Raw genomic sequence first — 13,741 nt, 5'->3', positions numbered from 1 at the left:
TTGACAAGACTTTTTTCTAAAGTTTCAAAAATCATTTCTCCGGGCCGTCAAGAGGCCAAGGTCATTCATCAGCGAACGCGACGCGGTGCATATGCTGTCCGTAGAATTTTGATGACACGCCCGCATTCAGGGGCTGAGTTGCAGGAGGGTATCCTGAAGCACGCATTTATTCGGTTCCTCAAACTGAATTCCGCCATATTGCTGGTGTTCTTCATAACGGTCATCTGCGCCGCGCAGAATCAAGAGGGAATTCCCGCTGCGGCCTGGAAACGCCCTCTCGGAGAACCACTAGAAAACCCCGGCAAGGCCATGAAAGGCGGCCTCATTGATGACGGGTACTGGCAGGGCGTGCCCGTAGGTGGCCTTGGTGCAGGAACATTTTCGCGCAGCTATCGCGGCGACTTCGCCCGCTGGCACATCAAAGCCGCTGTGCATAAATATGAGCCCGTCTACGCCAATCAATTTGCCATGTATCAGAGATCCGAAGGGGACGCGCAAGGCGTAGCGCAGGTCCTCATGAACGGTCACCCGCAAAATGGCGAACTGTCCGCCTGGAAATGGGATTACCCCGTCGGTGGTGGAGACTACTATGCTCTCTACCCAAAGGCTTGGTTCGACTACCGCTCCGACAAGTTTCCCGTCCACGTAACACTTGAGCAGTTCTCGCCCATCCTTCCTGACAACTATCGTGAATCAAGCTACCCGGTAGCGGTCTACCGCTGGCACGCAGAAAATCCAACGAACAAAACGGTAACCGTCTCCGTCATGCTGACGTGGACAAATATATCCGGCTGGTTCCGCACCTTCACAAATGATTTCGCAGGTACTCCAAATCAGGGCAATCATAACGACTACAAAAGCGAAGTAATCCCCAGCTCTGGAACCATGAAGGGCATCGTGCTCGGCCGTAACCATGTAGGCACGAATGACTGGGATGGTCAGTTCGCGATTGCCGCGCTCGATTCTCCCGGCGTAGAAGTCTCCTATCAAACCACATGGCAGGCATCGGGCGACGGCAGGGAAGTGTGGACGCCTTTCTCCAAGGATGGCCGCCTCGCCAACGACACAAAATCGTGGGTCAGCGACAAGGAGAAACTCGCCGGCGCAATCGCGTTGCGCTTCACGCTGAAGCCTGGAGAAAAGAAAGTTATCCCAATGGCCCTTGCGTGGGATTTCCCTGTCATTCAGTTCGGCGAAGGGCGCAAATGGAATCGCCGCTACACGGATTTCTATGGCACTTCCGGTGAAAATGCATGGAAAATAGCCCGGGACGGCTTGCTGCACGCCGCCGAGTGGAGCGAAGCGATTGATCGCTGGCAGGCCCCTTACGTAAACGACGAAAGCAAACCACTCTGGTATCGCGGAATGCTTTTTAATGAGCTGTATGTGCTCTCAGACGGCGGAACCTTCTGGGGGCGCCAGGCCGGAAGCGATGCGAGGCTAGAACCGAAATTTGCGCTGCTGGAGTGCTTCGATTACGCATACTATGGCACCCTGGACGTTCGTTTCTATGGGTCGCTGCCACTCCTCAAGTTCTGGCCAAGGATCGACAAGCAGGTGCTGCGCGAGTTTGCAGACACAGTGCCAAAAGAATGGCCGGAGCAGGGAATGTGGGTTTGGAAGTCGCAGTTGACGGGCGAGCCTGTGACGCATAAGCGCAAGAAGATTGGTGCTGTGCCGCACGATCTCGGTGTTCCTGAAGGCGATCCCTTTGTCGCTGTGAACGAACCTGGCTGGCAGGACACAAATGATTGGAAGGATCTGAACTCAAAATTCGTGCTGATGGTCTATCGTGACTACGTGCTGACCGGCAAAACCGATAAAGCATTTCTGCGTGAAACGTGGCCGGCCGTAAAAGATGCCATTGAGTACCTGCGCCAATTCGACCACGGAGGCGGCGTGCCAGAAAACAGCGGCTATCCTGACCAAACCTACGACGACTGGGTTGTAAGCGGCGTCAGCGCGTACTCCGGCGGCCTCTGGCTTGCCGCCCTGCGAGCCGCGGAAGAATCCGCGCGCATTGTAGGCGATACCAAAACTGCGGAAGAATATCACGCACTTTTCCTGAAGGGGCAAAAGACGTACATTTCGCAGCTATGGAACGGCGAATACTTCCGCTACGACACAAGCAGCGAATCGAAGGACGATATCCAGACCGACCAGCTTGCCGGCCAGTGGTATGCAACCTTGACAGGACTCGGCGACATAGTCCCACATGAAATGCAGACTTCCACGTTGAAGAAGATTTATAACTTCTGCGTGCTCAAGTACGGAGACGGCCAAATGGGTGCAGCCAACGGGATGACCGCGGATGGCAAAATCATCGACAACCCTGAGGCTCGCGAAGTCTGGGTAGGCACAACACTCAGCTACGCGGCTCTGCTGCAAAGTGAAGGCCTGAAAGACGAATCATGGAAGACCGTCCACGGTCTCTATCACGTCATCTACGAGACCAAAGGTTATTGGTTTCGCACCCCGGAAGCATGGGATGTCGAAGGTAGTTTCCGCGCCGGAATGTACATGCGACCCATGGCGATCTGGGCTCTGGAAATGACGCCTGCACGGGCGAGATAATCACTGTTATCGCCGCATGTAGAGCGTTGACAAAAGAATGGAGACAGAATGCGTTTGACACGCAGAGCGCTGTACCACGCAATGATTTACTTGTGCATCCCCGCGCTGCTGTTGAGTGCGGTAAAAATTGCATGGGCGGTTTCCACGTCAGCAGGCCCTCGATTTCGTGTGGTTGCCATCGCTGAGCCAGTAGGAATTCATAGTCCATTCGTCGATGCCGCAATGATATGGCTGAATCAACAGGCAGCAAATGAGAACTTCGCCATCGACTACATCCAGAACACAGACAAAATCAATGACGATTTTCTTTCTCACTATCAGCTTTTCATTCAGCTGAACTATCCGCCATACAACTGGACGCCCACAGCGCAGGCCGCCTTCATCAAGTACATCGAGGAAGGTCGCGGCGGGTGGATCGGCTTCCACCACGCGTCCCTGCTCGGGGAATTCGACGGTTTCCAGATGTGGCCGTGGTTTTCGCAGTTCATGGGTGGTATTCGCTGGAAGAATTACATCGCATCGTTTGTAGACGGGACCGTAACAGTGGAGGACAAAACGCATCCCGTCATGAAAGACGTCTCCAGTCCGTTTCCTGTTCTCCATGAAGAGTGGTATACGTGGGACAAGTCACCGCGTCCTAACGTGCATGTCCTGGCCACCGTAGACGAAAACACCTACAAGCCAAGCACGGATATCAAGATGGGCAGCGATCACCCCGTTATCTGGACCAATGATCACATGAAGGCACGCAACATCTACATCTTCATGGGCCATCATGCCGATCTCTTCGAGAACCAGGCATTCACCACCATCTTCCGCAATTCCATTTTCTGGGCCGCGAAACAGCAGCCCCTGCATTAACCCATCATCCTTCGTGCAACGAAAAGCGGATCTGCTATCAGATAGCGGACCCGCTTTATTTGTATTGTTTCTTAATTGCCTTCCCGCCAGTACTTCTGAAATCCCTCATACTCCGCCGGCACAGAGGCCAGGATCTTCCTGCGCAGCTCAATCTGATCCACAGAGCCAATCGTGCTGTAGAGCACTTTGCCGCCCGGAGCGAGCAGCACAGTGTAAGGTACGGCGGATTGCCACTCAGGATCAAACGCCTTCTGCATCGCAGCCGTATCATCTGAAGCAAATAATAAATTGCGACTGGTCGCATGCTTACGTTGCAGAAACTTCAGCACTCCAGCCTTCTCTTCCGGCGCATTCGCAGAGACCGTCACCAGGTTAAAACCGCGATCGCTGTACATACGGAACAAATCTTGTATATCGGCAAACTCCGCCACGCACGAACCGCACCATGTAGCCCAGAAGCTGACCAGTGTATAGTCGTCGCCTGCATTGGCGCGTAGCTTCTTTAGCGCATCCGTGTTTGCCATATCAATAGAGATCGTTTGTACATTCAGCTTCTGCTCTGCCGCAGCGCGCAGCGCCTCTTTCTCCTGCCACTTCGTCGAGCAGCCAAAAACACCCGTATGTGCAACCGCGACAGCCTTCCCGGCTATCAGTGCATCAATCGCATTTCGTGCGTCCTGCATGGTCACCTTTTCAATGCGGTAGTTGTCATCAAAGCGCCCTTCGTAGCGTAGCCGCCGTTCCTTATCAAAAATGAAAACATGCGGCGTAGCCTGCGGACCGTAAGCGCGTGTCATCCCCTGCGTCTCGCCATCGTAGAGATAGGGATACTTCAGATGCTTCCACGCGACACGGGCCTTCATCTCGTCGAGCGTATCGCTCATGTCCGACGAATCCAGTTCATCAATTGTCAGCGCTTTCGGATCGTTGCCCTGAATCGCCACAATTGCTACTCCGCGGTTTCCGTAATCCTCATAGAGTTTTTCAATCCGCTGCTCATACATCTGCGCAATCGGGCAGTGATTGCAGGTAAAAACCACTGCCAGCACAGGGCTCCCTGCATAGTCGCTCAGCTTGTGCGTCTTTCCGTCCACGCCCGGCAAGTCGAAATCAGGCGCAGCCGACCCCAGCGAAAGAATCGGGTGCGGCTCCGCGACAACAGGCACAGCCAGCACAGCCATCAGCAACGCGATGAAAAGTTTCCGCATGGAGTTCCTCCGCTGAAATCCGGATGATGGCCAGCTCAAAACACTTAAGTTTCAAGGTAACGAGAGCCAAAAACGAGCGGCCAAATACTTTATAAACGTTTATAACAAAGCTGACAAGCCAGCAAGCGGTAAGCGCCTCCGCGCATTAGGATCAGAGCTCAGGCTGAGGAAGCAAGACCGACGGAAGCGCCTGCAAAGCCAGAGAGATGCAGCCCCAAAGCACGGCGCGCTGATTCGGCACGCTGGAGGTGATCCTGGTCACAGCGAACTCACCGCCCTCCAGCTGCTTCTGCACAAAATCAATCAGCGCGGGATGGCTGCCAATCTCGCCACCCAACAAAATCAGCCCCGGATTCAGAATCAGCGAAAGATTCACAATGATGTCCGTAACAATCTCCGAATGTTGGCGAAGAATTTTAACGGCGCATGGATCCCCGGCCCTGGCCTTATCCAGAATGTCCATCGCATCCGGCTCAACCTTCCCTGTACTGTGCGCAGACTTACCGCATGCCTCACGCCAGCTCTTTAGAATTCCGGAGCTGGTCAGCACAGCTTCCAGTTCGCCAAACTCATAAATCGTTGGCTGCCTGCGGGAAATAGAAGGCAGACGAAGATAGGCAATCTCTCCAGCCGACCAACCCGTCCCATGATGAATCTTGCCATCGAGAAATATGCCAGCGCCGACATTGGTGCCGATGTTGATAAAAACGAAATCCTTCTCACTCTGCGCTGAACCGCGATAATGCTCTCCCTGGGCGCCCAGATTCGTGTCATTCTCGACAATCACCAGGCAGCCGGCAATCTTGCTCAGCATAGCGCGCAAAGGCACCGCACGCCACCCCTCAAGATTGCTGATCGAGAGCACACTGCCCTCATCTACATTGGTAATCGCTGGCACGCCAACCACCAGCGCCAGCAGCTTCTCTCGCGTCTTCTTATGACTGCGCAGGAAGGCTTTCAGCTCGCTCCCAATCAGACTGCAAATCTCCTCCGGAGTAGTTTTGCGCTCTGCAAGCGAAACCTCCAGCCGGTCCAATTCACTGCCGTTCAGGTCGGTAAATAGAAAGAAGATGTCTCTCGCAGTAATCTGGACAGCAAGCAGGCAGCCGCGCTCTGCCTTGAAGCGAATCATGTCTGGCGGCCGCCCACCACTTGAACGTCCCTCGCCAAGCGGCTCAATCAAATCTGCGGCAAGCAGATCCTTAACGACATTCGTAACCGTAGGAGCGCTGAGCCCCGAGGCGCGCACAAGATCCGCCCTCGAACACGAACCTACCTCACGCAACAGTTTCAGAATGCTGTGCGCATTGGTGTGACGGAGAACTGAGGGCCTGCCAATTGGAATGGGCTTTTTCTTCACTTCGTTCCCTGACAGTATATTTGCCCACAGGCTGTAGTAGCCCGCATCTTACTGCATCCGGTGCAGCCATCACACTACCAAACCATTTTGCACAAGAAGTGCTTGCTTTCTAGACACCGCACGAATGATACTAAATAAACGTTACGAAGTTATGCCTATCGATCCGATGATGAGCAAATTGTCGGACATTTATGGTATTTTTCAACACCCGGAATGCGCCGCATTGAGTGAATGGGCAAATGTATCGGGCTGGTAGCGCCGTAACAAACAATGCAACTGGATAAAAACTCCGGAAACTGGATTATGCAGGAAGAAAAGCAAGAGAAGCCACGCTGGATAGGAGGCGTTGAACCTCCCTCTATCCTGTTGAACGCGACCGGTACTGAGGTACTGGAGTATGAATGCCGCGAGCAGCCGCGGCTCCTGCATGATCTGATCCACGCCTACAAAGGCGATCCCGAAATCCGCTCTCAACTTCAGGCGCTCCGCCAGCTCCTTCGAAAGAGTGGCCCGGTCCTGTTTCTCGGAATGGGGGCATCTTTCTGCGCCTCGTTCGGCGGCTCAGTCCTTCTCCAGTCTCATGGCAGAATGTCGTTCTCCGTGGACGCCGGCGAATGGCTGCACTACGCGCAGTCCACATGGAAACAGGCAGCTCTTTCCGTACTTCTCACCGCCTCCGGAGAGAGCGCGGAACTAGTTGAGCTCTTTAAGATCGGCAAAGAGCAACCCCTCGGATTAATCTGCAATAACACAAGCAGCACCTGCTGGACCCTGGCTGATAACCGCCTGCCCGTTCTCGCTGGCCCAGAATATGGAAATGCCACCAAGACATATACCAACACCGCAGCCGCGTCCATCATTCTCGCATCCGAGATACTTGGCCTTCCTTGGCAGCAGCAGGCAGAACGCGTGCTCGAAACCTATGCCGGGACTTTGGACCGCCTCTTCAGCCAGCGCAACGAATTAGAAACCTTCTGCCGCGGCGCAGCCAACATCGAGATCATTGGTCGCGGCGCAGCCTATGGAAGTGCCGTAATGAGCGCTCTCTGCATTCGCGAGATGAGCGGCTTCAGAGCCGCAGGCCACACCGGCGCGGGCTTCAAACACGGCCCCAACCTCGACGTGGACAACACCCACGTAGCCATCATCTATGCCGTAGGTCGCGCAGCCGAGCTCGGATTCAAACTCTCCGATGAATGCCTCCGCCGCGGAGGTAAGGTCGTTCTCGTCTCCTCGGAGGACGGCCAGCGCACGGAAAATCTCCTGCCGGTATATCTCGAAGCAGTGCCCGAACCATGGGAAGGCATCACTACACAGTTAGTAGCGCAGGCATTGACATTGGCATGGATTGAACGAAACGGATGCCGTCTACCCCCTCGCTTCCAGTATGGAAAGATGGAACAATAACCGGCACATGGAGAGCTGAGTGAATCTCGAACCCAGCACAACACTTACCCCGGAATCACGTGTACGCCGCGGATTTCTCTGGCGCGTTTCGTTCATCGCAGGCCTGGGCGGCATCCTCTACGGCTTCGATATGGGAATCATCGCCGCCATGCTTGATCTCGTCCGTGAATCCTTCGCTCTCTCCACACACATGCAAGAGGTTGTGGTTAGTATCGTGCTCGTCGGCGCCATGTCCGGAGCACTCGTTGGCGGCAGCATCGCAGACCGTATCGGCCGGCGAGCCACGCTGGTATGGGGCGGCATCATCTTTCTCGTTGGTTCCTTGCTTGCCTTCTGGTCTCCCAACCTGGCCACGCTCATCGTAGCCCGCGGTCTGCTTGGAATCGCCGTCGGCTTCACCTCCGTAACCGCGCCGGTTTACGTCTCGGAACTCGCACCGCCGCGCTCGCGTGGTCTGCTCATCGGCTTCTATCAATTCGCGCTGACAGTCGGCATCGTGCTCGCAGACCTGGTCGGATACTGGCTCGTGGGACAGCACGCATGGCGAACGATGATCGGCCTGGGAGCAGCCCCGGCAGCGCTGTTCCTGATACTCATACTCACCCTGCCGGAAAGCCCGCGGTGGCTCTTCGCACAGAACCGCATGGATGAAATGCGCAGTGTGCTGCGCAGCTACACCAATGAAGCCGGCGCTCAATCCCTGCTGGAAGAAATTCGCACCGCCCTTGCCGTGCCAATCGAGCAGCGATGGAGTGAACTGTGGAGTCCCGCCGTCCGCACATCGCTCCTCATCGCAGTGGGTTTCACAGTCCTGCAACAAGTCACCGGCATCAACACCATCATCTATTACGGTCCGCAGATTTTTGCGCTCGCTGGCATCAGCTCCAGCAAAAATGCCATTTTCTCCACATTGCTGGTCGCCATCACCAACATGCTCGCCACGGTCATCGCGCTTGTGCTGGTTGACCGCGTCGGTCGCAAGCCGCTTCTCTATGCCGGCCTTACCGGCATGACCCTCTCCCTCGTTCTGCTAGCGTATTCATTTCAGACGCTTGCTGCCTTCGGCACCGCCCCCGGAGTCCTGGCAACCATCTGTCTCATGGTGTACATCACCTGCTTCGCATTCAGCATGGGCCCCATCGCATGGATCCTCGTATCGGAGGTCTTTCCTCTGCGAGTTCGGGGCCGCGGAGTAGCGGCAGCTTCACTCGGATCTGGCGCATCCAATTTTCTGATCTCCCTTACTTTTCTTTCCCTCATCAAGGCGACAAGCACTGCTTTCACCTTTTTGCTTTACGGGGTGTTCTGCATTATCACTCTGTTATTCGTGCGCTTCATCGTTCCAGAGACCAAAGGGCGTGAATTGGAAACCATCAGCGCCGAGACAAACGCAGCACCACCCGGAACAAAAGAACCGAGAACACTCAATCATGCGTAAGAACAACAACGCAACAACGTCAGAAACATTGCAACAGGTATGCAGCACCGCGGTTCCGCCGCAAACAAAGGCAGAACTGCGGCCGGAGCCTGACGGGTATGTGGTGGGAGTCGACATCGGCGGCACCAGCCTGCGCATGGCGCTCACGGATATGTCAGGCAACATCCTGGCAAAATGGTCTTCTACTACCGTTGGCGTGCACGATCCCGAATTTGTGATTCAGCGAATCTACGAAGGCGTTAAACAGATGCTCCTGCAGATTGCAGCTTCTGCAGACTCGCTTAAGTCCATTGCCATCGGTGTGCCGGGCGTTACAAATAGCGATGATGGCACTGTGATTGCCACTTCTTACCTCATGGGTTGGAGGAATGTGCCTTTACGTGCCCTCGTCGAAGAGGCATTGAAGATACCCGCCGCTATCGACAATGACGTTAATCTGGCCGCGATTGGAGAGAGTTGGACGGGCGCTGCAACAAACGTGCAGGATTTTGTTTTTCTCGCCATCGGAACCGGCCTTGGAGCCGGCATCGTGCTCAACGGTCGCCCATATCGTGGCCACCATTGGTCCGCTGGCGAAATAGGGTACCTGCTTGTTCCCGGCATCACTTGCGGCCCCAAACAGGATGGCGAGCCCGGCGCTCTTGAAAATGTGATCGGTGGAGAAGGCATCAAATTGCAATGGGAAAAGCTTAGAGGCGCGGCACTCCCAGAAAATCTGAATGCGACGGAGATATTCGATCTCGCGCTGCTTGGAAATCCATTGGCAGAAACGATCCTGCAAAATTCGGCAACCCTGCTGGCGCAGATAATCTACAACATCTCTCTGGTTCTGGACTGTCCACTTTTTGTGTTGGGGGGGGGCGTGGGTAAGCACCCGGCATTATGCGATGCAACTCAAAAGATCCTGGGGCAATGGAAGCGCCACGGACGTCTTCATGTGGTCAGCAGCGCCCTCGGGGCAGATGCACAACTAATGGGTGCTGTTCGCGTCGCGTTGGATACAGCGGATGCAAAATGGAATGAGAGCAGTGATTGACCTGATCCCGCTCAAATCTCAAAATGACCGCTTTAAACGGTATTAACGTGGCGCACTCTGATAGGGTCGGCAGTCCGATTCCATAGCATGAGAGCTGAATATTTCCACATCAACATCTTCGTACCGCCACTTGGCTCGCCCTACTCCGATTAGTTTCTGCCCTAAAGCCGTATCGCTCGAAACGGGAGGAGTGAACTCGATAGTTTCATGTTGTATCAGGTCGCCGAGATACTAAAACCATAGCTGTAGAATAATGTTCCGCGCGCAGGGCGGTTTGATCTGTGTATAAGCGATAACGTACTCAAACAGAACTACGGACGAGTTCCTGTCTGGTTGCTGGCATGAATAATCAGCGTAGGCACCTCGATCTTCTTGAGATCTTCCGTGAAATCCGTCCCCGACGAGGCCTTGAAGGATTCGTAAGAAGCAACGACTGAGGATTGCATTCCCTCGAGCCAGAACGTATCCCGCAGCGGCTTGATCTTCCGATCGTAGGAGAGAACATTGCTAAATTGAATGATCTCCGGAGCGCAGTGGAAGTGCTCACGAAGACAGACCTTGCTGCAGAAGGATTGGCGTGCAAGATCGTAGAGCGAAAGCTGCCCATCGTAAAGATATTTGTTGGGTATGTTCTGTAGATAGGTCTCCTGCAACGCGGCAATCCGTGCCACTTGCTGGCCGACCGCATCAAGACTGACCTGATCGTGGTAGCCCACCACGATCACTTCTTTCGTCATCCAGATTGCGACGAGACTTCCCAAATCACATTGGCTTGCCTCGTCGATGATGACGACATCGAAGGGGATCTTTGCCGGGTCGACGCTATCCACCACCCGCGACATCGGCATGATCCAGACCGGCACAGCGCTCCGGCACTGATTTACCAGCTTGCGCCTCTGCAAGAAAACGAGTCGCCTGCACGCCAGTACCAGCCCCGTCACCAATCTCTCGGTGACAGGGCGCCTAGCGAGTTCGCCAGTGAGAGCGCGCTAGCAGCGCTCTCACTGCAACCTAAACCTGTCGAAGACTAACATTTCAACTGGTACAGGAATACCGAAGCTTATCATTCTTTCCGCCAGCGGTAATACGTCATCTCGGTGATACCACTGTCCCGGCATGCACTGGAGTCGTCTTACTGTTCGCTACAGCAACCTCCGTCTGCCTCAGCAAGCTCACAATCTGCTCAGGGGTATGCTTCTTTCTTCGTATCATTTCGAGCTTCTTTGCTCCAGTTTCTCTCATTGAAACTGGCACATAAATGGCTGGGCATTCCAAGTCGACATTCCCGCACTAATCATCCAGGATGGGCGATAGCAAGGCCCTGCACATTGGACTTTACACGGCAGCGAGTCGCAGCACGTGTCTGAAAAGATCCGTTGTGATGACAGAAGCAGTAACGCCGGGAACGTTTTCTTCCACGAGGTCTGTCAAAGTGTGGCCTGGCGGCATTTCAAGGAAGAGGTTGCAACCCAATTCCTCCGCGACTATCGTCGCATCATGCCAGCGAACTCCATAGGCGATATTGTCCGCCAGATCCGTTGCTACTGCCGAAGCGGAGCGCACCGCTCGGGCATTCACATTCGCGATATAGGGACATTTCGGAGCCTTTAGCGGCATAGAATTTAGCTGGAGCCGAAGCGAGTCAGAAACGGATGAAAGTAGAGGACAATGGGACGGCACTGAAACGTGCAGGAGCTCAGCTTTCCTGGCACCTTGCCGGCTCGCCTCTTCTAAAGCTTTCTGCATCCCTTCTATGGAGCCTGCAATTACGATCTGCCGCGGTGCGTTGATATTTCCTACGAATACAGGAGTTGCGGCCGTATTTACAGAATTGACAATAGCCGTAACCTGTCGCTCGTTCAGACCGACGATGGCAGCCAATCCGTATCCGACTGGATATAGCTGTGCCATTTTCTCTGCGCGGGAACGAACCAGAATTACGGCATCCTTTAATGTGATCGTCTCGGCAACGACGGCTGCTGCAAATGCGCCGACAGATAAACCTGCTACTGCACAACAAGTAACACCATGTCTCTGCAAAGCTCTGGCTGTAGCGACTCCGGAAGCCAGAAGAGCCAGTTGAGCCGACACTGTAGAGCCCAATGCCTCAGGCGAGTCCAACAGACGGATATCAGATTTCAACACGTCGCTGATCTCTTCGAGCGTCAGGTCGATAGCTGGATCATCAACGAGCTCATGAAGCATTCCAGGCTTTTGTGCTCCTTGTCCCGGAAATAAGAATGCAGTATTCACGTTAGTTATCCTCGCCGTTCGACAGACTCCAGGGATTGGAGCCGAGAACGCGGCCCTCACTCGTGCGAAGCAGAATCTTACGATGCGAGGTTGTCGCAAATTCTTCTAAAGAAAATCCGCAACACGGTGTCTCTGCCAATGCATCAACCTTTCCCGGAGCACTGCTGATCATGCGCCACAAATTTTGTGCTTCTGTAATGTCAAGTTGTTTGGGCGCGAAAAGTATTAGGTCTAAATCGCTGTCAGCGTGGACAGCCGGTATTCCCGAGGCCAGTTCATAACCCAAACTCCCGCCCGGGCCCCAGCTCATATCCAATCCGACAAGACGGCTTTCGAGATAAGACAAGGTTCGGAACGCCGGTAGTAAGCGGCGCGAATCCTCCGCGAGCCGCAGCCGCAACTGATCTGGGCGCAGAGCCTCCGCAACATCACTCAATCTTGTGAATCCTGCGCAGCGTTCATGCCTTTGCGCCCCACGCACCCCCACCGGGATCAATCCACCTGAGATGCGGCCTCTCCGCACAACCACCCAGGGGCGCTGATTGGGATTGAGGCATGGGCACGCTGAATCGCTTTGAGTTGAGATCACCGCCGACTCTGTTCTCAGGAGAATGAGGTCGTGGACATGCAGCGTGCTAACCATCAGGTTCCCTCAAAAATACTTCGTGAGTACGAGCATCCAGCCGGCCAGGGAAAATGCCTCTACCACATAGGAAGCAATCAGCCCCGAGCTGGCGGTTTCAGGAGTTGCATCGAAGCTTTTTCCAAAAACGAGGCCGAAGAATCCACCCGGTATCGCACTGATCAGCGTGATGTCACGGATTGCATCGTGACTCATATGAAAGAGCTCAGTAATGCCGAGAGCAAACAAGGGCTGAATAAGGACGATTGCAGCAGTTGTCCAGGCGACCTTCCCGTCAAAGCGAAATGTCTGGGAAGAAACGACGACCCCCGTAAGAATCAAAGCTGATCCTGATGCTGCGCTCCCAAGAATCGTTAATGACCTATCAACATAGGATGGTAAATGTAAACCGAAGTAAGCACTCACCAAAGCCAACATAGGAGCCCACACCACAGGGCGAGTGAATGCTCGAAAAAATTTGATTGCAACCGCTTGAATAGAGACGCTCTTTCCATCGGACAGTTTGTCGGACTCGAGCAGAGCAATGGTCAAAGGGGAGATCGTGATAGCTCCAACTGCGATGGAGAGGGCTGCTGTAACCCTTGCACTGGGACCATATGCGGAGGTCAGCAATGGCAAAGCCACGGCTGCGCAATTTGGGAAGCCCACTGTCAGTGCAAGTACAGAAGCATCGGAAATGGACATTTTGAGACTTTTTCTTGCCCAGATATAGCTGACGGCATACGTGGCCACAAATACCACAGCGATCATCACTGCCGATTCCCATTGTTCCCGGAGCACAGGCCAGGATGTGCTGCTGATCGTGGAAAAGAGCGCACATGGGATGGCGAAGTCCATTACGAGCACGATTAAATTTCGAACATTCAGGTTGTCCATGACTCCGCGCCGGCCTGCTACATATCCCAAAAGCAGGCCGACGAAGATCGGGAGTAACGCATTGAGAAGTATCAGAGTCATTTCG

Annotated in this window: 11 protein-coding genes and 1 pseudogene; 5 read left to right on the top strand and 7 right to left on the bottom strand. The window is 54.3% G+C overall.

All coding sequences use genetic code 11. The features are described from left to right. Nucleotides 1-111: 111 nt before the first annotated feature. Together VO84_RS07575 and VO84_RS07570 are read left to right on the top strand one after the other, a co-directional pair. Entirely contained in the window at nucleotides 112-2,574 is a 2,463-nt protein-coding gene (locus VO84_RS07575) for a GH116 family glycosyl hydrolase (RefSeq protein WP_082661820.1), read from the top strand. Nucleotides 2,575-2,622: 48 nt separating this feature from the next. Next, nucleotides 2,623-3,435: a ThuA domain-containing protein gene (locus VO84_RS07570; protein ID WP_157439786.1), complete on the top strand. Its 813-nt coding sequence runs from the start codon at nucleotides 2,623-2,625 to the stop codon at nucleotides 3,433-3,435. Between the two features lie 71 nt (nucleotides 3,436-3,506). On the opposite strand, the gene VO84_RS07565 is transcribed toward VO84_RS07570, so the two are convergent. Beyond that, on the bottom strand, nucleotides 3,507-4,643 hold the full coding sequence (locus tag VO84_RS07565; RefSeq protein WP_058186997.1) for a redoxin family protein: 1,137 nt from the start codon (nucleotides 4,641-4,643) through the stop codon (nucleotides 3,507-3,509). A 151-nt stretch (nucleotides 4,644-4,794) separates the two neighbouring features. After that, complete coding sequence (locus VO84_RS07560) at nucleotides 4,795-6,003, bottom strand: ROK family transcriptional regulator (RefSeq protein WP_058186994.1); 1,209 nt, start codon at nucleotides 6,001-6,003, stop codon at nucleotides 4,795-4,797. Nucleotides 6,004-6,306: 303 nt separating this feature from the next. Here VO84_RS07560 and VO84_RS07555 point away from each other — a divergent pair, with 303 nt between their 5' ends. The 3 genes from VO84_RS07555 to VO84_RS07545 all read left to right on the top strand — a co-directional run bounded on the left by VO84_RS07555 (nucleotide 6,307) and on the right by VO84_RS07545 (nucleotide 9,884). Further along, on the top strand, nucleotides 6,307-7,410 hold the full coding sequence (locus VO84_RS07555; RefSeq protein WP_058188643.1) for an SIS domain-containing protein: 1,104 nt from the start codon (nucleotides 6,307-6,309) through the stop codon (nucleotides 7,408-7,410). 19 nt (nucleotides 7,411-7,429) lie between these two features. Beyond that, nucleotides 7,430-8,848: a sugar porter family MFS transporter gene (locus tag VO84_RS07550; RefSeq protein ID WP_058186992.1), complete on the top strand. Its 1,419-nt coding sequence runs from the start codon at nucleotides 7,430-7,432 to the stop codon at nucleotides 8,846-8,848. A 100-nt stretch (nucleotides 8,849-8,948) separates the two neighbouring features. Continuing rightward, complete coding sequence (locus VO84_RS07545) at nucleotides 8,949-9,884, top strand: ROK family protein (protein ID WP_269431419.1); 936 nt, start codon at nucleotides 8,949-8,951, stop codon at nucleotides 9,882-9,884. A 311-nt stretch (nucleotides 9,885-10,195) separates the two neighbouring features. On the opposite strand, the gene VO84_RS07540 is transcribed toward VO84_RS07545, so the two are convergent. The 5 genes and pseudogenes from VO84_RS07540 to VO84_RS07525 form a co-directional block, all read right to left on the bottom strand. Next, nucleotides 10,196-10,747 carry an alpha/beta fold hydrolase gene (locus VO84_RS07540; protein ID WP_157439785.1) on the bottom strand — a complete coding sequence of 184 codons (552 nt, stop codon included), beginning with the start codon at nucleotides 10,745-10,747 and terminating at the stop codon, nucleotides 10,196-10,198. A 203-nt stretch (nucleotides 10,748-10,950) separates the two neighbouring features. Then, nucleotides 10,951-11,096, bottom strand: a pseudogene (locus tag VO84_RS22775) (transposase); the annotation flags it as partial. A 123-nt stretch (nucleotides 11,097-11,219) separates the two neighbouring features. Next, complete coding sequence (gene mdcH / locus VO84_RS07535; protein WP_157439784.1) at nucleotides 11,220-12,137, bottom strand: malonate decarboxylase subunit epsilon; 918 nt, start codon at nucleotides 12,135-12,137, stop codon at nucleotides 11,220-11,222. Nucleotide 12,138: 1 nt separating this feature from the next. Continuing rightward, nucleotides 12,139-12,780: a malonate decarboxylase holo-ACP synthase gene (locus tag VO84_RS07530; protein ID WP_058186986.1), complete on the bottom strand. Its 642-nt coding sequence runs from the start codon at nucleotides 12,778-12,780 to the stop codon at nucleotides 12,139-12,141. A 9-nt stretch (nucleotides 12,781-12,789) separates the two neighbouring features. Then, entirely contained in the window at nucleotides 12,790-13,737 is a 948-nt protein-coding gene (locus VO84_RS07525; RefSeq protein ID WP_058186984.1) for an AEC family transporter, read from the bottom strand. Nucleotides 13,738-13,741 lie beyond the last annotated feature (4 nt).

Origin of the sequence: Occallatibacter gabretensis (assembly GCF_001449115.1) — a bacterium.
GTDB lineage: Bacteria > Acidobacteriota > Terriglobia > Terriglobales > Acidobacteriaceae > Telmatobacter > Telmatobacter gabretensis.
Note: the sequence above shows the minus strand (reverse complement) of the source record. Positions and strands in the feature narration are given on the sequence as shown.